22 protein-coding genes are annotated in these 22,394 nt (G+C 71.1%); 15 read left to right on the plus strand and 7 right to left on the minus strand.

Going from position 1 to position 22,394, the window contains the following annotated elements; all coding sequences use genetic code 11:
- Positions 1-1,512, minus strand: a complete 1,512-nt coding sequence (locus ACZ6BB_RS07055; protein ID WP_471614291.1) for a hypothetical protein — start codon at positions 1,510-1,512, stop codon at positions 1-3.
- 257 nt (positions 1,513-1,769) lie between these two features.
- On the opposite strand from ACZ6BB_RS07055, the gene ACZ6BB_RS07060 reads away from it, so the two are divergent.
- Positions 1,770-2,144, plus strand: coding sequence for a hypothetical protein (locus ACZ6BB_RS07060; protein WP_471614292.1), 375 nt, complete (start codon positions 1,770-1,772; stop codon positions 2,142-2,144).
- Positions 2,145-2,212: 68 nt separating this feature from the next.
- A complete protein-coding gene (locus tag ACZ6BB_RS07065) occupies positions 2,213-3,085 on the plus strand; it encodes a spermidine synthase (protein WP_471614293.1) in 873 nt (290 codons plus the stop codon).
- Between the two features lie 70 nt (positions 3,086-3,155).
- Here the strand turns inward: ACZ6BB_RS07065 and ACZ6BB_RS07070 are convergent, their stop codons facing one another.
- The gene (locus ACZ6BB_RS07070; RefSeq protein WP_471614294.1) at positions 3,156-3,692 is read right to left on the minus strand and encodes a hypothetical protein; all 537 of its coding nucleotides are present in this window, start codon (positions 3,690-3,692) and stop codon (positions 3,156-3,158) included.
- 141 nt (positions 3,693-3,833) lie between these two features.
- Between ACZ6BB_RS07070 and ACZ6BB_RS07075 the strand changes: the two genes are divergently transcribed.
- The 9 genes from ACZ6BB_RS07075 to ACZ6BB_RS07115 all read left to right on the plus strand — a co-directional run bounded on the left by ACZ6BB_RS07075 (position 3,834) and on the right by ACZ6BB_RS07115 (position 13,595).
- Positions 3,834-4,538, plus strand: coding sequence for a response regulator transcription factor (locus ACZ6BB_RS07075; protein WP_471614295.1), 705 nt, complete (start codon positions 3,834-3,836; stop codon positions 4,536-4,538).
- On the plus strand, positions 4,535-5,959 hold the full coding sequence (locus tag ACZ6BB_RS07080; RefSeq protein WP_471614296.1) for a sensor histidine kinase: 1,425 nt from the start codon (positions 4,535-4,537) through the stop codon (positions 5,957-5,959). Before ACZ6BB_RS07075 ends, ACZ6BB_RS07080 begins: the two co-directional genes overlap by 4 nt.
- 262 nt (positions 5,960-6,221) lie before the next feature.
- Positions 6,222-7,532 (plus strand): ABC transporter substrate-binding protein, encoded by a 1,311-nt coding sequence (locus ACZ6BB_RS07085; RefSeq protein ID WP_471614297.1) that lies wholly within the window; start codon positions 6,222-6,224, stop codon positions 7,530-7,532.
- A gap of 48 nt (positions 7,533-7,580) precedes the next feature.
- Positions 7,581-8,579, plus strand: coding sequence for a carbohydrate ABC transporter permease (locus ACZ6BB_RS07090; protein WP_471614298.1), 999 nt, complete (start codon positions 7,581-7,583; stop codon positions 8,577-8,579).
- Positions 8,576-9,481 carry a carbohydrate ABC transporter permease gene (locus tag ACZ6BB_RS07095; RefSeq protein WP_471614299.1) on the plus strand — a complete coding sequence of 302 codons (906 nt, stop codon included), beginning with the start codon at positions 8,576-8,578 and terminating at the stop codon, positions 9,479-9,481. The genes ACZ6BB_RS07090 and ACZ6BB_RS07095 overlap by 4 nt, the downstream gene beginning before the upstream one ends.
- Before the next feature lie 26 nt (positions 9,482-9,507).
- Positions 9,508-10,830, plus strand: coding sequence for a glycoside hydrolase family 36 protein (locus ACZ6BB_RS07100; RefSeq protein ID WP_471614300.1), 1,323 nt, complete (start codon positions 9,508-9,510; stop codon positions 10,828-10,830).
- A complete protein-coding gene (locus ACZ6BB_RS07105; RefSeq protein ID WP_471614301.1) occupies positions 10,827-12,845 on the plus strand; it encodes a beta-galactosidase in 2,019 nt (672 codons plus the stop codon). Before ACZ6BB_RS07100 ends, ACZ6BB_RS07105 begins: the two co-directional genes overlap by 4 nt.
- A gap of 124 nt (positions 12,846-12,969) precedes the next feature.
- Positions 12,970-13,179: a type II toxin-antitoxin system VapB family antitoxin gene (locus ACZ6BB_RS07110; protein ID WP_471614302.1), complete on the plus strand. Its 210-nt coding sequence runs from the start codon at positions 12,970-12,972 to the stop codon at positions 13,177-13,179.
- A complete protein-coding gene (locus ACZ6BB_RS07115; RefSeq protein ID WP_471614303.1) occupies positions 13,176-13,595 on the plus strand; it encodes a PIN domain-containing protein in 420 nt (139 codons plus the stop codon). The genes ACZ6BB_RS07110 and ACZ6BB_RS07115 overlap by 4 nt, the downstream gene beginning before the upstream one ends.
- 97 nt (positions 13,596-13,692) lie before the next feature.
- Here ACZ6BB_RS07115 and ACZ6BB_RS07120 read toward each other — a convergent pair whose 3' ends face one another.
- The 4 genes from ACZ6BB_RS07120 to ACZ6BB_RS07135 all read right to left on the minus strand — a co-directional run bounded on the left by ACZ6BB_RS07120 (position 13,693) and on the right by ACZ6BB_RS07135 (position 18,509).
- Positions 13,693-15,129, minus strand: coding sequence for a GH1 family beta-glucosidase (locus ACZ6BB_RS07120; RefSeq protein WP_471614304.1), 1,437 nt, complete (start codon positions 15,127-15,129; stop codon positions 13,693-13,695).
- A 130-nt stretch (positions 15,130-15,259) separates the two neighbouring features.
- Positions 15,260-16,165: a carbohydrate ABC transporter permease gene (locus ACZ6BB_RS07125; protein WP_471614305.1), complete on the minus strand. Its 906-nt coding sequence runs from the start codon at positions 16,163-16,165 to the stop codon at positions 15,260-15,262.
- Positions 16,162-17,190 (minus strand): carbohydrate ABC transporter permease, encoded by a 1,029-nt coding sequence (locus ACZ6BB_RS07130; RefSeq protein ID WP_471614306.1) that lies wholly within the window; start codon positions 17,188-17,190, stop codon positions 16,162-16,164. The genes ACZ6BB_RS07125 and ACZ6BB_RS07130 overlap by 4 nt, the downstream gene beginning before the upstream one ends.
- Positions 17,187-18,509, minus strand: a complete 1,323-nt coding sequence (locus ACZ6BB_RS07135; RefSeq protein ID WP_471614307.1) for an ABC transporter substrate-binding protein — start codon at positions 18,507-18,509, stop codon at positions 17,187-17,189. The genes ACZ6BB_RS07130 and ACZ6BB_RS07135 overlap by 4 nt, the downstream gene beginning before the upstream one ends.
- A 601-nt stretch (positions 18,510-19,110) precedes the next feature.
- Between ACZ6BB_RS07135 and ACZ6BB_RS07140 the strand changes: the two genes are divergently transcribed.
- The gene (locus ACZ6BB_RS07140; protein WP_471614715.1) at positions 19,111-20,166 is read left to right on the plus strand and encodes a LacI family DNA-binding transcriptional regulator; all 1,056 of its coding nucleotides are present in this window, start codon (positions 19,111-19,113) and stop codon (positions 20,164-20,166) included.
- 63 nt (positions 20,167-20,229) lie between these two features.
- On the opposite strand, the gene ACZ6BB_RS07145 is transcribed toward ACZ6BB_RS07140, so the two are convergent.
- On the minus strand, positions 20,230-20,535 hold the full coding sequence (locus tag ACZ6BB_RS07145) for a GntR family transcriptional regulator (protein ID WP_471614308.1): 306 nt from the start codon (positions 20,533-20,535) through the stop codon (positions 20,230-20,232).
- Positions 20,536-20,694: 159 nt separating this feature from the next.
- Here ACZ6BB_RS07145 and ACZ6BB_RS07150 point away from each other — a divergent pair, with 159 nt between their 5' ends.
- Genes ACZ6BB_RS07150 through ACZ6BB_RS07160 form a run of 3 tightly spaced genes read left to right on the plus strand, consistent with a single transcriptional unit; the run spans position 20,695 to position 22,172 of the window.
- The gene (locus ACZ6BB_RS07150; RefSeq protein WP_471614309.1) at positions 20,695-21,036 is read left to right on the plus strand and encodes a hypothetical protein; all 342 of its coding nucleotides are present in this window, start codon (positions 20,695-20,697) and stop codon (positions 21,034-21,036) included.
- Positions 21,036-21,287: a hypothetical protein gene (locus ACZ6BB_RS07155; RefSeq protein WP_471614716.1), complete on the plus strand. Its 252-nt coding sequence runs from the start codon at positions 21,036-21,038 to the stop codon at positions 21,285-21,287. Before ACZ6BB_RS07150 ends, ACZ6BB_RS07155 begins: the two co-directional genes overlap by 1 nt.
- A 45-nt stretch (positions 21,288-21,332) precedes the next feature.
- Positions 21,333-22,172, plus strand: a complete 840-nt coding sequence (locus ACZ6BB_RS07160; protein ID WP_471614310.1) for a serine/threonine-protein kinase — start codon at positions 21,333-21,335, stop codon at positions 22,170-22,172.
- Positions 22,173-22,394 lie beyond the last annotated feature (222 nt).

Genomic DNA, 22,394 nt, shown 5'->3' on the forward strand with positions numbered 1-22,394 from the left:
CTATGCCGTCCGCGCGACCCCGGCGTGGCGTTCCAGGAACGCCGCCACCCCCGCGGCCCGGCGGTGCGGCAGGAGCACCCGGGCCGTGCCCGCCAGCATCTGCTGGACGCGGGAGGACTGGACCTCGTCGAGCAGGTCGAGGACCCGCAGCCCGGCCGCCGCGGCCTCGTCGGGCCGGCCCCCGCGCGCGAGGTCGTCGGCCAGCTCGGCGGTGTAGAGCGCGATGTTCCGCGTGAAGTGCGGGTTCTGCAGACCGGCCGCCCGGCGCGCGTGCCGGGCGGCCCGGGACCAGTCGCCCAGCGTCGACCAGCACTGCGCCTCCAGGCCCTCCAGCTCGGCCTCCCCGTAGAAGCTCATCCACTCCGGGTCGGCCCCGGCGGCCCCCCGCCCGAACAGGGCGTGCGCCCGGGCCAGTGCCTGCTCGCAGCCCGTACGGTCGGCGAGTCCCGCCCAGCCGCCCGCCTCCCGCAGCGCCAGCAGGGACATCAGCCGGGGCGACCCGAGAGGCCGGGCGACCCGCTGCGCGGCCTGCGCCGCCCGTACCGCCTCGCGCGGCCGGCCGGCGTCGCGCGCGAGGAACGCCGTGTTGCAGAACGCGTGCGCCTCAACACCGGGGTCCCCCGACATCCGGGCCGTCGCGAGCGCCTCCGCGTAGTGCGAGCGGGCGTCGTCGAAGCGCCCCGAGTCGTGGGCCAGCCAGCCCACGGAGATGGCCAGTTCCCCCGCCCCCGCGTACAGCCGGTCGGCGGTGGCCTGCCGGGTGGTGCCCGCGTCGAGCAGCGCGTACGCCGCCCGCAGCGGTGCCGAGGCCCTGCGGTACAGCCCGTCGGCCCCGTGCCGGTCGTCCAGCAGCCGGATCTTGCGCACGGCGGCTTCGAGCGCGCCCGCCTCCCCCGTGCCCGCCCGGTGGACGGGACGGCCGACGGCCGAGGCCGTGGCCCCCGGGGCGAAGGGGCCGAGCGAGGCGGCCGCCACCGCGGCGGTGCCCCCGGTCATGAATGCGCGACGTTGCACGTCGCTCTCCTCGTGGTTCCGGTACGTGTGCTGCGGGCCCCGCCGGCCGCGCACATAGCCCGTGTCGCCCCGCGGGTCCTGCATGTCGTACATCTCTTGCGTGTCATACGGCTCGTACGTCCCTTCCGTCTCACCCCTCACTTCGGGTGAGGGGTGAGAGCGGCTCTCGTAGCGAGGCGAGGGCGCTTCTTCGGCGGGGCGCGCCCCCCGACCGCGTACCTCCGCGCGGGGCGCGAACCCCAGGTCGGTCAGCGTCCGGCCGGGGAACATGTGCAGGAACACCCGTTCGTAGGCGTAGTTGGGGCAGCGGATCTCGCCCGACTCGACCCGGCCGACGTACCGCGCGTCACAGCTCACCCGCTCGCCGATCTCCAGCGCGGCCCGCCGTACCGCCGAGGCGAACTCGCCCGGCGAACGCTGCCCGCGCAGCCGCCTGAAGGCGAGGTTCGGCCGCTGCGGCCGGGGGAACTGGGACGAGGTCACCGATGACGACGCCATGGCCGGGCCCTCTCTCGCGAACCGTCGAACCATGCCGGATTCAGTAGGACTTGTGTGCGTGCTGCACGGTTGGTTCCGCTGTGTCCGGCGGGGCAAGAACGTACCCGCCCGATCGGGGCCCCCACGCGAGGTTTGGCTACAAACCGGATATCTCATCCTGGATATGCCATGAACTGCCATCCTTTGCGGCGCAGTTTCGCCGTAGCCGTTGACGGGGCGACGCGTTGTGCAGGGGGCTGTAGGCGTGGGAGGCCCGGATGAAGAACCACGAACCCCGTTCCGAGTGCGACCTGGTGACCGTGCCCGCGCGGCAGGGGCTGGAGGCGGTCGACATCCTCCGCCGGGGCGCCCTCGACGCGGTGGGGCCGGTCATGGCGGTCGGACCCGTACTGCACGACGACACCTGCGACACCCTCGGGTTCCTGGTGCCGCCCGGTACGGCCGCCGCGTGGGACATGCCGGGGAGCACGTGCACGCAGAGCGACGGGCGGGGGGCGGTGCTGGCTCCTCCGGAGGGGGCGGACTGGTTGTTGCCCCCGGGTGAGGTGGACCTCGCGACCGATCCGACGGTGCTGCGCGCCGCGCTGGGCGAGGCGGCGCGGTTGATCGAGGCCGCTGACAACTGCCGGTGATCTGTCGGGGCGTACCCGGCGCCCGGCGCCCGGCGCGCACCGGGTGCCCCGCGCCCGATAATGAGTTCATGGGCAGGTCGAAGAAGGGGCAGGGGCGGCGTGGGCAGGGGGCCGACGTCGTGGTCGAGGAGGTCGACGGGGGGCTCGCCGAGCTGCTTCCGGACCGGGACCGGCCCCGGGCGTGGACGTTGCTGGTCGACGGGGCACCGCAGTCGCACGTCGACCTGGACGATCCCGCGTACCTGTCGTTCGAGTACCAGCGCCGGCTCGGACACGTCATCGACCTCGCCGCCCCGGCCGGGCGGCCCGTGCACGCCGTGCACCTCGGCGGGGGCGCCTTCACCCTCGCCCGGTACGTCGCCGCCACGCGCCCCCGCTCCACCCAGCAGGTCGTCGAGCGGGACGCGGCCCTCGTCCAACTGGTCCGGCGCGAGCTGCCCCTGGACCCCAACGCGCGCGTACGGGTGCGGTCGACGGATGCGCGCGAGGGGCTCGCGAAGGTGCCCGACGGATGGGCGGACCTGGTCATAGCGGATGTGTTCAGCGGGGCGCGCACCCCGGCGCACCTGACGTCGACGGAGTTCCTCACGGAGGTACGGCGGGTGGTGAAGCCCGGCGGGTACTACGCCGCGAACCTCGCCGACGGCCCGCCGCTGGCGCATCTGCGCGGCCAGATCGCCACCGCCGCCGTCGTCTTCCCGGAGCTGGCGCTGATCGCCGACCCCACCGTGCTGCGGGGCAGACGGTTCGGCAACGCGGTCCTCGTCGCCTCCGGCGTGCCGCTCCCCGTGGCCGAACTGACCCGCCGCGCCGCCTCCGACCCGTATCCCGGCCGGGTCGAGCACGGCAGGGCGCTCACCGACTTCACGGGCGGCGCGCCGGCCGTGACGGACGCGGGCGCGGTGGCCTCTCCCGCGCCGCCGCCGTCGGCGTTCCGCTGAGGTCCCCGATTTCCAGAAGTAACGGTCGCGGGGCGCGTTCGTGGGACGCGGAGGGCGGCACGGCTCCTCCTCAGAAGTTCTGCACGTCCACCCGGGGCGCGCTGTCGTGCCAGGTGCAGAACACCGACACCCGGTCCGCACCGGCGGCGAAGTCGACCCGGATCCAGGTCTCCGTCTTCCACACCTGCATCGACCAGCCCGAGCCGGGCGTCGCCGACACGAGGGTCGCGTAGTCCTCGCCGAGCGAGAGGACCACCCGGCCGCCCTCGGTGTCGTACGCCTTCACCCTGCCCGAGTCGGCCGGGGCGCCGGTGCCCGGACCGGGGCTCGGCCTCGCGGACCCCGGTGGCTGCGAGGGGGTGCGGGACGGCTCGTCCGCCTCCTTCCGCGCCGGTGGCTCCGTGCTCTTCGAGGGCTCCGGACGGGCCGACGCGGTGGGGGGCGCGGTGGCGCCACGGTCCCGCGCGTCGGCGGCCGTGACGGGCAGGGCACGAGGCGGGTCGTAGGCCGTACCGGCCATCACCGTGTGGACGCCCCACCACGTCACCGTGACCGCCGCACCCGTGGCGAGCAGCCAGGCCAGTACGTGTAGGAGTCCTCTGCGCATCGCGGCCATACTGCCCCACGCGTCCCGGCGGTGTCGTGGGACCGGGGCCGCCGGTCCGTCCACGGGCCTTCTCACGGGGCTGCCGAGTGAGTTGTCCACAGGCCCCGGCCGGGCTTCCGCGCATGGCGTACGGTGCGGCGCATGGCAAGTGTGCTCGTGGTCGAGGACGACCCGTTCGTACGCTCGGCGCTGATCAGGCATCTGACGGACGCCGCACACACCGTGCGCAGCGTCGGTACGGCCCTGGAGGCGCTGCGCGAGGTCGCGCACGTCCGGTTCGACGTGGTCGTCCTCGACCTCGGGCTCCCCGACCTCGACGGCTCGGAGGCGCTGAAGATGCTGCGCGGCATCACGGACGTCCCGGTGATCATCGCGACCGCGCGGGACGACGAGGCGGAGATCGTCCGCCTGCTGAACGCGGGCGCGGACGACTACCTGACCAAGCCGTTCTCGGTCGAGCACCTGTCCGCCAGGATGGCGGCCGTACTGCGCCGCTCCCGCGCCTTCGCCGGAGAGGCGCCCCCTTCCCCGGTCATCCGGGTCGGCGGCCTCGCGATCGACCCGCTGCGCCGCCGGGCCGAGCTGGACGGCGTACTGCTCGACCTCACCCGGCGGGAGTTCGACCTGCTCGCGTTCCTGGCCGGACGGCCCGGTGTGGTCGTCGCGCGCAGGGAGCTGCTGACCGAGGTGTGGCAGCAGTCGTACGGGGACGACCAGACCATCGACGTGCATCTGTCGTGGCTGCGGCGGAAGTTGGGGGAGACGGCGGCGAAGCCGCGCTATCTGCACACGCTGCGCGGGGTCGGTGTGAAGCTGGAACCGCCGGGGGCGGGGTCCCGGCCGTGAGGTGGGCCCTGGTCAAGGTGTGCCTGGCGGTGACGGCGATGGTCGTGGTGGCCTTCGCGGTGCCGCTCGGACTGGTCGTCAGGGAGATGGCACGGGACCGGGCCTTCTCCGGCGCCGAGCGGGAGGCGGCCGCGATCGCCCCGGCGCTCTCCATCACCACCGACCGGGAGCAGTTGGAGCGGGTCGTCGCCTCGGCCGGGTCCGACGACGGGATCGCGGTGCACCTGCCGCCGGGCGCGGGGACCCCCGCGGTCGACCTGGGCCGGCAGCGGGCGTCCGACCGGGACATCGCGACCGTGCGGAAGCTGGGCCGGGCCTCCACCACGGAGGTGCCCGGCGGATCCACGCTGCTGCAGCCCACCGCGATCGGCTCCGGCGCGATCGCGGTGGTGGAGGTGTACGTGCCCGAGGCTGAGGTGAGCCGGGGCCTCGCCACGGCGTGGGCGGTGCTCGCCGGGGTGGGCGCCCTGCTGATCGTCGGCTCGGTGGCCGTGGCCGACCGGCTCGGGGTGCGGATGGTCCGGCCCGCGCGGCGGCTGGTGGAGAGCGCGCGGGAACTGGGGGAGGGGCAGTTGGGCGCGAAGGTGCCGGAGAAGGGGCCCAAGGAGCTGCGGCTGGCGGCGGCGGCTTTCAACGCGATGGCCGACCAGGTGGTGCAGCTGCTGGCGAACGAGCGGGAGTTGGCGGCCGATCTGTCGCACCGGCTGCGGACACCGCTGACCGTGCTGCGGCTCAACGCGGCCTCGCTCGGCGACGGGCCGGCCGCCGAGCAGACGCGGGCGGCGGTCGAGCAGCTGGAGCGGGAGGTCGACACGATCATCCGTACCGCGCGGGAGGCCAAGCCGCGGACGGCGGTGGCGGGGCCCGGCGGCGGATGCGACGCGGCCGAGGTGGTCCGGGAGCGGATGGCGTTCTGGTCGGCGCTCGCGGAGGACGAGGGCCGCACGTGGCGGGTGGCCGGGGTCGAGCGCCCCGTCCGCACACCCGTCGCCCGCGCCGACCTGGCCGCCGCGCTGGACGCCCTCCTCGGCAACGTCTTCCGGCACACGGCGCAGGGCACGGCCTTCGCGGTGGACGTCCACCACGCCGAGGACGCGGTGATCGTCCTGGTCTCCGACGCGGGGCCCGGCATCTCCGATCCCGAGGCCGCCATGGCCCGGGGGCGCGGCTCCGGCAGCGACGGCTCGACCGGGCTCGGTCTGGACATCGTGCGCAGGCTCGCCGAGTCGACCGGTGGTGACGTCCGCCTCGGGGCGTCGGTGCTGGGCGGCACCGAGGTGCGGATCTGGATACAGCTCGACGGTGGCGGGGCCGCGGGGGGCGGCAGGCCGTCGGCGCGGCGGGGACGCGGGGGAGTGGCGATACGCCGGCGCAAACACTTCGGTGCGGCGTCCGCCCGAGCCGGGGACGGCGGCGGATGACCGCGGTGGGCGATCTTGCGCGGTCGCGGTGCCCGCCGGGGACGGCCCTTCGGGAAGTGGCGTGACTCACATATGTGTCGGTCACGTTTCGACATCCAGGGATTACGTTTCAACAAAGGGGGACAAGAAGTCTTGACGCATGACATGACATAGAGCTGTTATGGCGGCCACCGATGTTCGGTCGAGTTGGTTTCTGATTGTTTTCGATCAGTCACCGGCGAGGGCCATTGAGACCGAACGACCTGTCCCCAGGGAGCCGTACATGCACCTCACACCTTCCGGTCTCTCCGTCCCCGGCCCGAGCCGCCGCACCGTGCTGCGCGGCGTCGGCGGGGCGGTGGCGCTCGGCGCTGGAGTCCCCCTGCTCAGCGCCTGCGGCGGCAGTGGCAGCTCGGCCGGTGACTCGAAGACCGTCTCGCTCGGCTCCAACGCGTCGGACGCGGTGCCGAAGAAGGCGTTCGCCGAGATCTACGCGGCGTTCAAGAAGAAGTCCGGGATCACGGTCGACGTGAACACCAAGGACCACAACACGTTCCAGGAGCAGATCAACTCCTACCTCCAGGGCACCCCGGACGACGTGTTCCACTGGTTCGCGGGCTACCGCATGCAGTTCTTCGCCGCCAAGGGTCTCGCCAGCCCGATCGACGACGTGTGGGACAAGATCTCGGGCAACTTCCCCGAGGCCATGCAGAAGCTCAGCAAGGGCGCGGACGGCAAGTTCTACTTCGTGCCGCTGTACACGTACCCCTGGGCGCTCTTCTACCGCAAGAGCGTCTTCCAGGAGAAGGGCTACGAGGTTCCCACCACGTGGGACCAGCTGATAGCCCTGTGCAAGCAGATGCAGAAGGACAAGCTCGTCCCGATCGCCTTCGGCGACAAGGACGCGTGGCCGGCGATGGGCACCTTCGACCAGCTCAACTTCCGCACCAACGGCTACGACTTCCACGTCGAGCTGATGGCGGGCAAGGCGTCCTGGACCGACGCCAAGGTCCGCAAGGTCTTCGACCACTGGACCGAGCTGCTGCCGTACCACCAGGAGGGCGCGGTCGGCCGTACCTGGCAGGACGCGGCGCAGACCCTGGTGTCGAAGAAGGCGGGCATGTACCTGCTGGGCACCTTCGTGGGCCAGCAGTTCACCAACAAGGCCGACCTGGACGACCTGGACTTCTTCGCCTTCCCGGAGATCGACCCGGCGTACGGCCAGGACACCGTCGAGGCCCCCACCGACGGCTACATGATGAGCAAGGCCCCGAAGAACAAGGCCGGCGCGGTCAAGCTGATGGAGTTCCTCGGCACCCCCGAGGCCGAGCAGATCTACCTGAAGGCCGACCCGAACGTGGTCGCCGCCTCCACCAAGGCCGACACCTCCTCGTACTCGGCGCTGCAGAAGAAGGCGTACGAGATGATCTCGGGCGCCAAGAGCCTCACCCAGTTCATGGACCGCGACAGCCGCCCCGACTTCACCTCCACGGTGATGCAGCCGGCGCTGCAGAAGTTCATCCGCGACCCCAAGGGCGTCGACAGCCTGCTCTCGTCCATCGAGCGCCAGAAGAAGACGATCTTCGCGTCCTGACGACCGTCCTGACGATCGACCGTCCTCACGACTGGATGACCTCCTGACATGACGACCACCCCCACCGAGAGCCCGGAGGCGGCCACGCCGCCTCCGGGCTCCGGCCCTGCCGCGAAAACCGCACAGAACGGGAAGTCCGCGAAGGTGCCCCAGGGGCACCGGCGGCTCCTCACCCGCCGGGACAGGCTCACGCTGGGCCTGATGGCCGGTCTGCCGACGTTCCTGCACGTCGCCCTCGTCTGGGTGACGGCCCTCGCCTCGATCGCGCTGGCCTTCACCACCTGGGACGGCATCGGCTTCGACTCCATCAAGTGGGTCGGGCTGCACAACTTCGAGGAACTGTTCACCAACAACCCGCAGTTCTGGCCCGCCGTCGAACACAACATCGTCTGGTTCGTGGCGCTCATCCTGATCCCCACGCCGCTGGGCCTGTTCCTGGCCGTGCAGCTGGACAAGAACATCCGCTTCAGCCGCGTCTACCAGACGGCGTTCTTCCTGCCCGTCGTGATGTCCCTGGCGGTCATCGGCTTCGTCTGGCAGCTGATCTACAACCCCGACACGGGCCTGATCAACAGCCTCATCGGTGCCAACGAACCCGGCCACTACATCGACTGGATCGGCGACCCGGACCTCAACCTCTGGGCCATCCTCATCGCCGCGTCCTGGCGCCACACCGGCTACATGATGATCCTGTACCTGGCCGGCCTGAAGGGCGTCGACCCGTCCCTGCGGGAGGCATCCGCGCTGGACGGCGCCAACGAGTGGCAGACGTTCAAGAACGTCATCTTCCCGACCCTGCGCCCGACGAACACCGTCGTCCTGGTCGTCACCATCATCGAGGCCCTGCGCGCCTTCGACCTGGTCTTCGTCTTCAACAAGGGCGCCGAGGGCACGGAACTGCTCTCCATCCTCGTCACCAACAACATCATCGGAGAGTCCAGCCGTATCGGATACGGATCGGCCATCGCCGTCGTCCTGCTGGTGATCTCCCTCGCCGTGATCATCCCGTATCTGATCGCGACCTTCCGGAAGGAGCGGCGCGCATGAGCACCACCGTCGACACCACCGCCGCGGCCGTCGCTCCCAAGGAGCGCACCCCTCTGCGCCCCGCCCGGATCGTCCTGCACGCCTTCCTCGTCTGCATGGCGCTGGCCTGGCTGGGACCCCTGCTGTGGGCGCTGTACGCGGCCCTGCGCCCCTACGGCGAGACCAGCGAGAAGGGCTATGTCTCCTGGCCCGACAAGCTCGGCTTCGACAACTTCACGAACGCGTTCACCCAGTCGGACATGACGCACTACTTCGTGAACACCCTGATCATCGCCGTCCCGGCGGTGCTGCTGACGCTGTTCCTGTCGTCGATGGTGGCCTTCTACGTCAGCCGCTTCGACTTCCGCGTCAACCTCTTCCTGCTGCTGGTCTTCACGGCGGGCAACCTGCTCCCGCAGCAGGTCATCATCACCCCGCTGTACCGCCTGTACCTGCTCATCGACCTGCCCGGCATCACGATGAGCGGCAAACTGTACGACTCCGCGCTCGGCCTGGTCCTCATCCACGTGGCCTTCCAGTCCGGGTTCTGCGCCTTCGTGCTCAGCAACTACATGCGCTCCCTGCCGCACGAGCTGACCGAGGCCGCCCTCGTCGACGGCGCGTCCGTGTGGCGCCTGTACTGGCAGATCGTGCTGCCGCTGTGCAAGCCCGCCATGGCCGCCCTCGCCACGTTGCTGTCCATCTGGATCTACAACGACTTCTTCTGGGCGCTCGTGCTGATCTCCACCGGAGAGAACATGCCGATCACCTCGGCGCTGAACAACCTCTCCGGCCAGTACTTCACCGACCCCAACCTGGTCGCCGCCGGCGCCCTGCTCACCGCGATCCCCACGCTGATCGTGTACTTCGCACTCCAGCGCCAGTTCGTCAGCGGCCTCACCCTGGGCGCCAACAAGGGCTGACCGGCCACTTCTGAGAGAGAACCCTCGTGCACCACCCCTTCACCCACGTGGTCTCCGTGCCCGTGGACATCAGCACGGCACGGGTCCACGAGGAGGGCTGGCAGTCCTGGAGCCCCAGTGGCGCCTACGCCCTCGACGCGACCCCGCACCGCCCGAGCGGCGACAACTGGGCCACGGTCTGCTACCGCCCGGGTGTCACCGTCCCGGCCGGCACCTTCCAGGGAGAGGGCCTGCTGGCCCTCGACCCGGGCGACGGCACACCGGTCCGCCTCTGGGCCGCCCCCGACCCCGTCCACCAGGTCCCCTCGATCCGCCTGACGGTGAGGGACCGGGTCGCCGAGGTGACCTCCGACGGCCCGGTGAAGGAGTGGACCGGCACGGACATCCAGGCGGTGCTGGGCGAGTGGGCGGCGAGCCTCGGCCTCGCGGCCCCCCGCCCGGCCCCCACCGTCTGGTGCTCCTGGTACGAGTACTTCACCTCGGTCACCGAGGACGACATCCACGAGAACCTCCGTGCGATGGACACCCTCGACCTCCCGATCGACGTCGTGCAGATCGACGACGGCTACCAGAAGGCCCTGGGTGACTGGTTCACCCTCTCCGGCCGCTTCCGCTCGCGCGCCGGCATCGCCGACACCATCCGGGCCCGGGGCCGCCGCGCCGGCATCTGGACGGCGCCCTTCCTCGTCGACCCGTCGAGCGCCCTGGCCGCCGGGCACCCCGAGTGGCTGGTGCGTGCCGAGGGCGGCGGCTTCGCGCACGCCGGCCACAACTGGGGCCACGACCTGTACGTCCTCGACACCACGCACCCCGAGGCGGCGGCCTACCTCACCGAGGTCTTCACCACCCTGCGCGCCGAGGGCTACGACTACTTCAAGGTCGACTTCCTCTACGCGGGCGCGCTGGACGGCGTACGGCACACCGGCGTGGACGCCCTGACGGCGTACCGGCAGGGCGTCGAGCTGATCCGTGACGCGATCGGCCCCGACGCCTACCTCCTGGGCTGCGGCGCGCCGATCCTGCCGTCCCTCGGCCTCTTCGACGCCATGCGGGTCAGCCCCGACACGGCTCCGCACCGCCGCCCCGAGGCGGACGACTACAGCCAGCCCGGCCAGGACCCGGCCGAGTTCACCGGCGCCGGCCGCCAGTGGCAGCACGGCCGCCTCTGGGTGAACGACCCCGACTGTCTGATGGCGCGCCCCGCCGTCGAGACACGCGAGCGCTGGGCGGCGCACGTCGAGGCGACCGGGGGCCTGATGGCCTCCGGCGACCGCCTGCTCTCACTGGACACCTGGGGCGTGGACACCACACGCCGACTGCTGACGAAGGGCGCGGAGGCCACCGAATGAAGCGCGAACTGAAGGTCCCCGGCATCGCCTACGGCGGGGACTACAACCCCGAGCAGTGGCCCGAGGAGGTCTGGGCCGAGGACGTACGCCTCATGCGCGAGGCGGGCGTGAACATGGTCAGCGTCAACATCTTCGCGTGGGCGCTGCTGGAGCCGCGCGAGGGCGAGTACGACTTCTCCCGCCTCGACAGGATCCTCGCCCTGCTCCACGAGAACGGCATCGCCGCCGACCTGGCGACCCCGACGGCGGCCCCGCCGGCCTGGTTCTTCGTCAAGCACCCGGAGGCCCTGCCCGTCGACAGGGACGGCCGCACCCTCTCGTACGGCAGCCGGCAGACCTTCTGCCCCTCCAGCCCCGCCTACCGCGAGGCCGCCCTGCGGATCGCCCGCGTGCTCGGCGAGCGGTACGCGGACCACCCGGCGGTCGTCATGTGGCACATCCACAACGAGTACGGCTGCCACAACGGCGAGTGCCACTGCGACACGAGCGCGGCGGCCTTCCGGGTCTGGCTGCGCGAGAAGTACGACGACGACCTCGCGGCGCTCAACCATGCCTGGGGCACGACGTTCTGGAGCCAGTGGTACTACGACTGGGACGAGATCATCCCGCCCCGCCCGACGGGCGCGGTCCCGAACCCGACCCACCAGCTGGACTGGCGCCGCTTCTGCAGCGACGCGCTGCTGTCGCTGTACAAGGCCGAGCGCGAGGTGCTGCTGGAGGCGGCTCCCGCCACCCCGGCCACCACCAACTTCATGGTGATGTTCAACTTCGACAAGCTCGACTACTGGCGCTGGGCACCGGAGTTGGACATCGTCTCCAACGACCACTACCTCCAGTCGACGGACCCCGAGTCCGAGATCGACATCGCCCTCAGCGGAGACCTGGTGCGTTCCCTGGCGGGCGGCAGCCCGTGGCTGCTGATGGAACACTCCACCGGCGCGGTCAACTGGCAGCCCGTCAACCGGGCCAAGACGGCCGGAGAGCTGCGCCGCAACGCCCTGTCCCATGTGGCCCGGGGCGCCGACGGCATCGCCTACTTCCAGTGGCGGGCCGCCAAGGCGGGCGCCGAGCAGTGGCACTCGGCGATGCTCCCGCACGCGGGCACCGACAGCCAGATCTGGCGGGACGTGGTGCGACTGGGCGCGGATCTGGGGTCGTTGGCGGAGGTACGCGGCAGCGCGGGCGTGGCCGAGGTCGCCATCGTCTGGGACTGGAGCGCCTGGTGGGCGGTGGAACTCCCGTCCCAGCCGAGCGGCGAACTCCGCTTCCAGGACCTGGTCCGTGCCTGGTACGAGCCGCTGTGGCGGGCCGGCGTGGCGGTGGACTTCGTCCGCCCCGACGCGGACCTGTCCGCGTACAAGCTGGTGCTGGCGCCGAGCCTGTACCTGGTGGACGACGCGGGTGCGGCGAACCTCACCGGTTTCGCGGAGACCGGCGGCACGCTGGCCGTCGGCTTCCACAGCGGCGCGGTGGACGAGAACTGCCATGTCCGGCTGGGTGGTTACCCGGGCGCGTTCCGTGAGGCGCTCGGCGTGCGCACGGACGAGCTGTTCCCGCTGCTGCCGGGGGAGTCGGTGGGCCTGAGCGACGGCGGTACGGCCGGACTGTGGTCGGAGCGGATCGCCCTGGCGGGCGCCGAGGCGGTGACGTCGTACACCTCCGGCCCCCTGACCGGCGTCCCGGCCGTCACCCGCCACACCCACGGCACGGGCACCGCCTGGTACGTCGCCACCCGCCCGGACCCGACGGCCCTCGCCGCCCTCCTGGACCGCGTCCGCGAGGAGGCGGGCGTGACCTCGGTGCGCCAGACCCCCGCACACGTCGAGGCGGCCCTGCGCCGGGGCCCGGACGCGGACTACCTCTTCCTGATCAACCACGGCGACGACGACGCCGAGGTCGAGGTCGCCGCCGGGTCCGTCGAGCTGCTGACGGGCAAGCCCGTCACCAAGCCCGACGCCCCGGCGACGGTGCTGGTACCGGCCGGGGACGTGGCGGTCGTCCGCGAGCCGCGCTGACCCCGCTCATGACGGGACAGGGCCGCGCTCCTTCGGGGGCGCGGCCCTGCGGCCGTTCAGGGGCTGCACGCCTCGCCGGGCGATGGATATACTCGATACTCGTCCGTATATCCTGGAGGTTCTCGTGGCCAAGACGCTCATCGACATCGACGAGGACCTGCTGGCCGAGGCCGCCGTAGCGTTCGGGACCAAGACCAAGAAGGACACCGTCACCGCCGCGCTCAGGGAAGGCGTCGAACGCAAGAAGCGGGCCCTCGCGCTGGCCCGACTGGCGGCCCGGGCGGATGCCGGGGACTTCGACGTGCTGCTGGACAAGGAGAACTACCGTCGATGAGCGCGGCCACCTACCTCATCGACACCAGCGCTCTGGTCCGCGTCCTGAAACAGCGGACGCGCACCCTGTGGGAGAAGCCGCTGCAGGAGGGGCTGATAGCCCGCTGTCCGCTGACCGAGGTCGAATTCCTCTACAGCGCCAAGAACGCCGAGGACAGGGCGGAACTGGTACGGGACCTCGACGCCCTGTTCGACTGGACCCCTCTGGACGACCGGGCGGTGACACGGGCGTGGGAGGTCCAACGGGAACTCACCGAGAAGGGAAGGCACCGGTCCGCCGGCGCGGTGGACCTGCTCGTCGCCGCGACCGCCGAGCTTCAGGGCCTGACCGTGCTCCACTACGACCACGACTTCGAGACCATCGCCTCGGTCACCGGCCAGCCGGCCCAGTGGCTCGCGCCCCCAGGCACCCTCTGACCACCCCCTCCGGGGCGCGGCGCTTCCCCTATGCGCGCCGCGCCCCGGGGCCCCCGTTCCCCCCTGGGGGCTCCCCGGCCCCCGGCCCTGTGGCCCGTTATGCCGGCGCCAGTGGCGGGAGGGCGCCCGTCTTCGCCGCCTGCGCGTACCAGTGCGCGCTCGACTTCGGCGTGCGCGCCAGGGTCGCGTAGTCGACGTACACCGCGCCGAAGCGCTTGCCGTACCCGTACGCCCACTCGAAGTTGTCCATCAGGGACCACAGGTAGTACCCGCGCACGTCCGCCCCCTCGGCGATCGCACGCCGGACCGCCCGCAGGTGGCCGTGCAGGTAGGCGATGCGCTCGGGGTCGTGGACGCGGCCGTCCGAGTCCATCTTGTCGTCGTACGCGGCCCCGTTCTCCGTCACGTACATCGGCAGGCCCGGGGCCTCCCGCGAGTAGCGCATGATCAGCTCGTGCAGGCCCGTCGGGTCGATGGTCCAGCCCATCTCCGTACGCTCGCCCGGGGTCTGGTGGAACAGGACGTCGTCCGCGCCCGGCCACGGCGAGTGGTTGCTCGCCCCGTGGCCGTCCGCGCGGGGGCCCTTCAGGTCGGCGTCCGCCGCGCCGACCAGCGTCGGCGTGTAGTAGTTCAGCCCCAGCGCGTCCAGCGGCTGGTGGGCCGTCGCCACGTCACCGTCCCGCACGAACGACCAGTCCGTCAGCGACGAGGTCGCGGCGAACAGGGTCTCCGGGTACGCGCCGTGCAGCATCGGGCCGTGGAAGACGCCGTTGGCCAGGTCGTCGATCCTCTTCGCCGCCGCCACGTCCTCGGGGGAACTGGTGATCGGCCGTACCACCGAGGAGTTGAGGCTCACCGCGATCGCGTTGCGGGCGGGCATCGCCGACCGCAGCGCCGAGACACCGAGCCCGTGCGCCACGTTCAGGTGGTGGGCCGCGCGCAGCGCCGCCACCGGGTCCGTACGGCCCGGCGCGTGCACCCCTGAGCCGTAGCCCAGGAACGCGGTGCACCACGGCTCGTTGAGGGTGATCCACTGCTCGACACGGTCGCCGAGCGCCTCGCCCACGATCCGCGCGTACTCGGCGAAGCGGTGCACGATGTCCCGCTCGGGCCAGCCGCCGGCGTCCTCCAGCTCCTGCGGGAGGTCCCAGTGGTAGAGGGTGACGGCCGGCTTGATGCCCTTGTCCAGCAGCTCGTCGACCAGCCGCCGGTAGAAGTCGAGCCCCTTCTGGACGGCCGGGCCCCGCCCCGTGGGCTGCACCCGCGACCAGGAGATGGAGAAGCGGTACGCGTTGAGGCCCAGGTCCGCCATCATCGCCACGTCGTCGCGGTAGCGGTGGTAGTGGTCGACAGCGATGTCACCGGTCTCGCCGCCGGCGGTCTTGCCCGGCGTGTGACTGAAGGTGTCCCAGATGGAGGGCGTACGGCCGTCCTCCCGCACCGCCCCCTCGATCTGGTACGCGGAGGTGGCCGCGCCCCAGAGGAAGGCGGGAGGAAAGGTCACCGGGGTGGCCGGGTTCACGGGTTCAGGCATGGAAGCGCTCCCATAGTGGTCGTGGAGACCGACAGTGGTGGGTGGGGGGAGGAGAGAAGAGGGGGCCGGGGCGGCGGTGGCCCAGCCCCCGAGTGGGGTTTCCGCGGTGAGGCGGTAGGCGCGAGCCGGGTCACCCCTTGATCGCGCCCTGCATGATGCCGCCCACGATCTGCTTGCCGAACAGGAGGAAGGCGATCAACAGCGGCAGCGTGCCGAGCAGCGCACCCGCCATGATCACCGACTGGTCGGGGATGTAGCCGGTGCCGAGGGCGTTGAGGGCCACCTGGACCGTCGGGTTCTGCTGGTTCAGCGCGAGGATCGGCCACAGGAAGTCGTTCCAGGCCATCACGAACGTCAGCAGCCCGAGCACCGCCATCGCCGGCCGCGCGGCCGGGAACACGACGTGCCACACGACCCGCAGACTGTTCGCGCCGTCGACGCGCGCCGCCTCGATCAGCTCGGTGGGCAGCGCCTGGACCAGGTACTGCCGCATGAAGAACGTGCCGAACGCGCTGACCAGCGTGGGCAGGATGACCGCCTGCAGCTGGTTGGACCAGTTCAGGTCGCTCATCCACAGGTACAGCGGGACCACCGCCAGCTGCGGCGGGATCATCATCGTGCCGATGGTCAGCAGCAGCAGGACGCTGGAGAACCGGAACCGCAGCTTGGCGAAGGCGAACCCGGCGAGCGTGGAGAACAGCACCGTGCCGACGGTGATCGTGCCGGCCACGAGCGTCGTGTTGAGCATCGCCGTGCCGAGCCCGGCCTGCTCCCAGGCGGTCTCCATGTTCTTGAACAGGTTCCCGCCGAACCACAGCGGCGGCGGCGCCTCGGCGAGCCGCTGGCTGGTGCGCGAGGCCGCGATCGCCGTCCACACCAGTGGCGCGAACGAACCCAGGGCGAAGAGGGTCAGGACGACATAGGTGAGCGGTCCCGCGTGCATCTGCTTGCCCGCGCCCATCACCCGACGGCGCGTGGCCTTCGTCTCCGGGGCCCGCTCCGGTACCCGGGGGCGGGTCAGTTCGCTCGTGGTCATGGGGACTTCCTCAGCCGTCGGGTGATCAGCAGGTTGATCGCGGCCACGATCAGCAGGATCAGGAACATCGACCAGGCGATGGCGGACGCCTTGCCGAGGTTTCCGATCATGAACCCCTGGTCGTACATGTACAGACCGAGCGTCTGGAACTGGTGCTCGGAGCCGCCCTTGGCGCCGTCGGCCCCGCCGAACAGCAGGGACTCACCGAAGAGCTGGGTCGCGCCGATCGTGGAGACGACCACCGTGAACAGGATCGTCGGCCGCAGCTGCGGGATCGTCACATGGATGAACTGCTGCCAGCGGTTCGCTCCGTCGATGGACGCCGACTCGTACAGGTCGGAGGGGATCGCCTGCATCGCCGCGAGGTAGATCAGCGCGTTGTAGCCGGTCCACCGCCAGATCACGATCGTGGAGACCGCGAACTTCGAACCCCAGTTGGACTCGCGCCAGTTGACGGGGTCGATCCCGATGAAGTCGAGCAGCCAGTTGACCATGCCGCCGTCCCAGGAGTACAGCAGCACGAACACCAGCGTGGCCGCCGCCACCGACGTGGCGTACGGGGTGAGCATGATGACCCGCCACACGGTCGAGCCGCGCAGCCGGTAGTTGAGCAGGTGCGCGATGCCGATCGCCATCAGCAGCTGGGGCACGGTGGCGATCACGCCGATGGCGAAGGTGACCCACAGGGAGTTCCAGAAGAAGTCCGAGGACAGCAGGTTCTGGTAGTTGTCCAGGCCCACCCAGGTCTGGTTGTCCAGGTCGGCCAGCTGCACGTTGTGCAGCGAGTACCAGCCGGTGTAGAGCAGCGGGACGAGCGAGAACGCCCCGAAGATCAGGAAGAAGGGGGAGATGAAGACGTACGGGGAGGCCTTCATGTCCCAGCGGTACAGCCGGCTGCGCCACGAGTCGGTGGCCGCCGGCGGCGTACCGCGAACCTGAGCGCCCCGGACCGCGCCCGGCTCATCGCCGGGCGCGGTCTCGGCGCTCGCCGCGGAATGCGCGAGTGCCTCTTTGGAGCTGGTCACTGGCCGAGCACGTCCTTGATCTCCTTGCTGGCGGCGTCCCAGCCCTCCTCAGGGCTCTTGCCCTTCTGCTCGACCTGCACGATGCCGATGTCGGCGATCGCGGTGCCGATCGGCTGGTCCTTGGTGCCGAAGTGCTGCACCGGGATCGTCTTCGCCGAGTCGGAGAAGATCTGCGTCAGCGGGGCGTCGGAGAAGTACGCGGTGGTGTCGGGGCTCGGCTTGAGGGTCGCGTACGCCGACGGGGTCGACGGGAAGCTGGCCTGCTTGGCGAAGACCTTGGCCTGCTGCTCGGGAGCGGTCAGCCACTTCGCCAGCGCGATGGCCTCCTTCTGGTGCTTGCTCGCCGTCGGCACACCGATGAACGCGCCGCCCCAGTTGGCCGCGGTCGGCGCCGCCGCCACGTCCCACTTGCCCTTGCCCGCTTCCCCGGACTTCTCCTGGATGTAGCCGATCATCCACGCCGGGCAGGCCACCGTGGCGAAGGTGCCCTTGGCGTACCCCTGGTCCCAGGGCGTCTCGAACTGCTTCAGCTTCGCCGACATGTCGCTGGTCGCCACGGACATGGCCGCGTCCCAGGAGTCCTTCACACCCTTGGACTTGTCCCAGATGGCGTTGCCGTCGGCGTCGTAGTAGCGCTCGGTCGCGCCACCGAGGGCCGCGTTGTAGACCGAGGACGCCGAGTCCACGTACTTGGTGCCCTTCGGCGCCTTCTTCATGTACTCCTTGCCGAGGTCGACGTACTTGCTCCAGTCGCCCTTCCACTGCTCGGCGAGCTTGGCGCGGTCGGTCTCCAGGCCGGCCTTCTCGAACAGGTCCTTGCGGTAGCAGATCGCCATCGGGCCGATGTCGGTGCCGAGGCCGATGAGCTTGCCGTCCTTGGTCGTGGCCTGCTGGTTCTTCCAGTCCAGCCACTGCGACTTGTCGACCTCCTTGCCGAGGTCGACGAACTTGTCGCCCTGCGTCTGCACGGCCTCGGTGACGTTGCCGATCTCGATCGCCTGGATGTCGTCGGTGCCGGAGCCGGCCTGCAGCCGGGTGAGCGTCTTGGGCCAGTAGACCGAGGTCTTGGTGGTGACGTTCTCCTTGATGACGATGTCCGGGTGCTGTTGCATGTACTCGTCGTACAGGCCGGCCTGCTTGTAGCCGAAGACACCGAAGGTGCCGACCGTCAGCGTGGTCTTGCCTCCGCTGTTGCCGCCGCCCTCGTTCGACGTGCCGTCGTCCGGGTCCTCGGAACAGCCGGCCAGCAGCCCGGCGCCCAGGGCGGCGACGGCTGCCAGGACCACCGTGTTGCGGGCGGTTCGGGTACGTGCTCGCATTGCGTCCTCCTGATGCCCTGACGTGCCGACCCCCCGGCCAACGGCGTTGTTGGGCCCGTTAGTTCATGCTGCGGCTCGGGCGGGGAACGTGCGGGTTGTGTAAGTGCCAGGTACTGTGGGAGCGCTCCCACGAGTGATGTGTTGAAGAGTCGTCGGTTCGTGCGGGGGTGTCAAGGGAGTGAGCGCGGAGAGATGCCTTCGGTTATCGGGCTGTTAACTAACCCGGTGCCCGCGGCCGGGCATGCCCCAAATCGGCCGGCTCGGCCCGCGCGAGGCCCGGAGATCGGCGGGAAGGGTCCGGGCGCGGGGTGTTCGGGCAGGTACGGACGGGGAGGCGGCGGCGACGGACCGCCCTCGTGCTCCGCGCCGGCTGCGCACCGGACCGCCGGATTCCGGGGCGGCGGCACTGTTGGACTCGTGTAACCAGCCGTCGGCGACCGATCGGTGTCCGGTCGGCGGGGAGCCGGGCGGGGAGCCGACGCGCGAGCCGGGCCGGTGTCACCGACGGCGCCGTGACCCGGCCGAGCACTTCCTGTACATCGTACGAGGAGCAGGACTGTTAGATTCCACGCCAGCGCGGTATTGACGGGAGGCGACCATGGTGGCAGGCCACGGGGCACGGGGCCGGAGCGGTGGGCGACCGACGCTGGAGGAGGTCGCCGCACGGGCCGGAGTGGGCCGGGGGACGGTCTCCCGGGTGATCAACGGCTCGCCCCGGGTGAGCGACGCGACCCGCGCGGCGGTCGAGGCGGCCGTCGCGGAGCTGGGTTACGTCCCGAACACGGCGGCCCGCGCGCTCGCGGCGAACCGTACCGACGCGATCGCGATGGTCGTGCCCGAGCCGGAGACCCGCTTCTTCTCGGAGCCGTACTTCTCCGACATCCTCAAGGGTGTCGGAGCGCAACTGTCCGACACGGAGATGCAGCTCCTGCTGATATTCGCGGGCAGCGACCGGGAGCGCCGGCGTCTCGCCCAGTACCTGGCCGCGCACCGCGTCGACGGTGTCCTCCTGGTCTCCGTCCACGCGGACGACCCGCTCCCCGACCTGCTGTCGCAACTGGAAATCCCGGCGGTCATCAGCGGCCCCCGCTCGGAGCACGAGACGCTCCCCTCGGTCGACTCCGACAACCACGGCGGCGGCCGCTCGGCGGTGGAGCACCTCATCGCACGGGGGCGCACCCGCATCGCCACGATCACCGGCCGTCTGGACGTCTACGGTGCCCAGCGGCGCATCGAGGGCTACCGCGACGCCCTGGAGGACGCGGGCCGCGAGGTCGACGAGCGCCTGATCGCCCCCGGTGACTTCACGGAGGAGGGCGGCCGCCGGGCGATGCGGGAACTCCTGGCCCGCTGCCCGGACCTCGACGCGGTCTTCGCCGAGTCCGACGTCATGGCCTCCGGCGCCCGTCAGGTCCTCCGCGAGGAGGGCCGCCGTATACCCGACGACGTGGCGCTGGTCGGCTACGACGACTCGGCGATCGCCCGCCACATGGACCCGCCCCTCACCAGCGTCCGCCAGCCGATAGAGGAGATGGGCCGCGCGATGATCGACCTCCTCCTCGACGAGATCGCGGACCGCCGGCCGGCGGTGTCGAGGGGGTTGGAACGGCGGCAGGTTGTGCTGCCCACGGCGCTTGTGGAGCGGGATTCCTCCTGAGCGTGGGCGCGGGGGCGCGCCCGGCTCGGCGGCTGCTCGAACGGGGCTGATGACGACGTCTTGTCAACCGGCGGATTTGGCGTCGTCGGCCGACTCGGCGGCCGCGCGCTCGATGACGAACGAGCCCTTGCCGACGACTGTCCGTACGTAACCCATCTCGGCCAGCAGCACCAAGGTCTTGCGGGCCGTTCCGCGGGCGATCCCGAACTCCTGCATCAGCCGGTCGACGCCGGGCACCGCGCGGCCCAGAGCGTAGGTGCCGTTGCCGATCCGGGAGATGAGCACTGCCGCGAGCTGCAGGTACAGCGGGTCGGCCGCTTCCGGATCCAGCTCGTCGTCCGGGCCGTAGCCCTTGGGGATGTCCACCATGGCTAGACCGTATGTGCCCATGCAAAACAGGGTTCTTCTGTGTCATGCCATGGCAGGGCATGACCAGGTTGCGCTAACGTCGGGTGTGACACGAAACGACCCCCGCGACGCGGCGAACGTCCGGGGGCGTGGCCACCAGCTTCGAAGGAGCTGACGACAGTGAGCATTATCCACGCGTTCCTGCGGTGGGCCCTGGGCGTACTCGCCCCCGGCACCGGCAGGCGCCGCCTGACCGCCGCCCGTCCCACCCCTCCGCCCCGCGGAATCCCCCTGCACCGGCCCCGACCGCTGCCGCAGGCGCTTCCGGCCCGGCGCTCCCCGTACGGCCTCCACGGACCGCTCGACGGCGGCGCGACCGTCATGGTCCGGCCGTACGTCGTCGAGGCCGAGCGGGAACAGGCCCGGCAGTCCCGGCGGCGGCTCGCCCTGGTGCTCGCGGCGGACTTCGGTATCGACCTCGACGAGCATGTGATCGGCGCGGTGGCGAAGGCGGTGGCGTGATGGGCGTCTGTGAACCTCCCCGCCGCCCCGAGCCGTCGGGGGTGGGCCTCGGTGACACCGTTCGGGACGCGGGAAGCGGTCGGATCGGCAGGGTGATGGGGTTCGTCGGCCCATACGTCCAACTGCGGCCGGTCGGCGGCGGCCGGGAATGGGATGCCCTGCTGGAAGGGCTCAGGCCGGTGACCCGGTCCGAGGCGCTGAGGGAAAGTGTTGCCCGGAGCAACGCGCGGTCGCGAGGGGAGCGCTTGTAGCGGTGACCTCGAATGCCGGGCCGTGCGGCTGGCAGCCTGGCCTTCATGGAGCAACTCGTTGGTGGGGAGAACACCGGCAGTCACCCGCTGTCGGACGTCGACCGGGTCGAAGAGCCCTTGGAGAAGTACCTGGCCCGGATCGGCGACGTCTTCCGGGTGTTCGGGAGCCAGGACTCGGGGTGCAGGGCCTACGGCGTGCGGCTGCCGGACCGTGGTGAGCGGTGGTTCGTGAAGACGGCGGTCTCTGCCGTGGGCCGGCGGTCGCTGGAGCGGGCCTGGGACTTCCACCGGGCCGTGCGGCACCCGGCGATCGTCCCGCAGGTGCACCGGATCGCCCTGCGGGACGGGACGGCCGTGGTCATGCCCTGGCGGGACGGCGAGGTGCTGTACGACCCCGCCGAGCGCGGCAGCGGGGACCGTACGAGCCCCGGCAGCCCGATGGCACGCTTCCGCTCCCTGCCCGTCGACCGGATCGAGGCGGCCTTCGCCCGCGTCCTCGACGCCCATCTCGCCGTCGAGGCCGCCGGGTTCGTCGCCGTGGATCTCTACGACGGGGCTCTGCTGTACGACTTCACGGCGTGCGAGATGCGCCTGATCGACCTCGACGAGTACCGGCCCGGCCCCTTCGTGCTGGACGCCGACCGGCTGCCGGGGTCGACCCGGTTCATGGCGCCGGAGGAGTACGAGCGCGGCGCGACGATCGACATCCGCACCACCGTGTACGCGCTGGGCCGTACGGCCCGGCTCCTGCTGGACGCGGGGGACGAGGAGCGCGCCTGGCGGGGCACGGCGGCCCGACTGGACGTCCTGGAGCGGGCCACGCACCCCGACCCCGCTGCGCGCTTCGCGGGGGTACGGGAGTTCGCGGAGGCCTGGCGTGGCTGAGGGCGGATCGGGGCTCACTGTGCCGGTACCGGCACAGTGCCCCGATGCCCTCGTCCCACTCACCGATCCCCTGTACCGCAGCAACCAGGTCGGCAAGGGCCGGGTGATCCAGGGCACCGGCCTTGCCGGTTCCTGCTGGTGTCCGTGTCCTGCGTGACGTGTGCGCCCGAGTTCGTCTGCTGCTGCGTACCGGGAGACCTCGCACGGTGCAACGGAGCGGGA

This window comes from Streptomyces sp. NPDC041108 (assembly GCF_055592645.1).

What these genes read in the sequence shown, in the direction of transcription:
- ACZ6BB_RS07095 (WP_471614299.1), top strand. Translation starts at nt 8,576, where the DNA reads ATGAGCACCACCGTCGACACCACCGCCGCGGCCGTCGCTCCCAAGGAG.
- ACZ6BB_RS07075 (WP_471614295.1), top strand. Translation starts at nt 3,834, where the DNA reads ATGGCAAGTGTGCTCGTGGTCGAGGACGACCCGTTCGTACGCTCGGCG.
- ACZ6BB_RS07065 (WP_471614293.1), top strand. Translation starts at nt 2,213, where the DNA reads ATGGGCAGGTCGAAGAAGGGGCAGGGGCGGCGTGGGCAGGGGGCCGAC.
- ACZ6BB_RS07070 (WP_471614294.1), bottom strand. Translation starts at nt 3,692, where the DNA reads ATGCGCAGAGGACTCCTACACGTACTGGCCTGGCTGCTCGCCACGGGT.
- ACZ6BB_RS07145 (WP_471614308.1), bottom strand. Translation starts at nt 20,535, where the DNA reads ATGGTGGACATCCCCAAGGGCTACGGCCCGGACGACGAGCTGGATCCG.
- ACZ6BB_RS07135 (WP_471614307.1), bottom strand. Translation starts at nt 18,509, where the DNA reads ATGCGAGCACGTACCCGAACCGCCCGCAACACGGTGGTCCTGGCAGCC.
- ACZ6BB_RS07085 (WP_471614297.1), top strand. Translation starts at nt 6,222, where the DNA reads ATGCACCTCACACCTTCCGGTCTCTCCGTCCCCGGCCCGAGCCGCCGC.
- ACZ6BB_RS07160 (WP_471614310.1), top strand. Translation starts at nt 21,333, where the DNA reads ATGGAGCAACTCGTTGGTGGGGAGAACACCGGCAGTCACCCGCTGTCG.
- ACZ6BB_RS07055 (WP_471614291.1), bottom strand. Translation starts at nt 1,512, where the DNA reads ATGGCGTCGTCATCGGTGACCTCGTCCCAGTTCCCCCGGCCGCAGCGG.
- ACZ6BB_RS07125 (WP_471614305.1), bottom strand. Translation starts at nt 16,165, where the DNA reads ATGACCACGAGCGAACTGACCCGCCCCCGGGTACCGGAGCGGGCCCCG.
- ACZ6BB_RS07060 (WP_471614292.1), top strand. Translation starts at nt 1,770, where the DNA reads ATGAAGAACCACGAACCCCGTTCCGAGTGCGACCTGGTGACCGTGCCC.
- ACZ6BB_RS07115 (WP_471614303.1), top strand. Translation starts at nt 13,176, where the DNA reads ATGAGCGCGGCCACCTACCTCATCGACACCAGCGCTCTGGTCCGCGTC.
- ACZ6BB_RS07105 (WP_471614301.1), top strand. Translation starts at nt 10,827, where the DNA reads ATGAAGCGCGAACTGAAGGTCCCCGGCATCGCCTACGGCGGGGACTAC.
- ACZ6BB_RS07155 (WP_471614716.1), top strand. Translation starts at nt 21,036, where the DNA reads ATGGGCGTCTGTGAACCTCCCCGCCGCCCCGAGCCGTCGGGGGTGGGC.
- ACZ6BB_RS07120 (WP_471614304.1), bottom strand. Translation starts at nt 15,129, where the DNA reads ATGCCTGAACCCGTGAACCCGGCCACCCCGGTGACCTTTCCTCCCGCC.
- ACZ6BB_RS07090 (WP_471614298.1), top strand. Translation starts at nt 7,581, where the DNA reads ATGACGACCACCCCCACCGAGAGCCCGGAGGCGGCCACGCCGCCTCCG.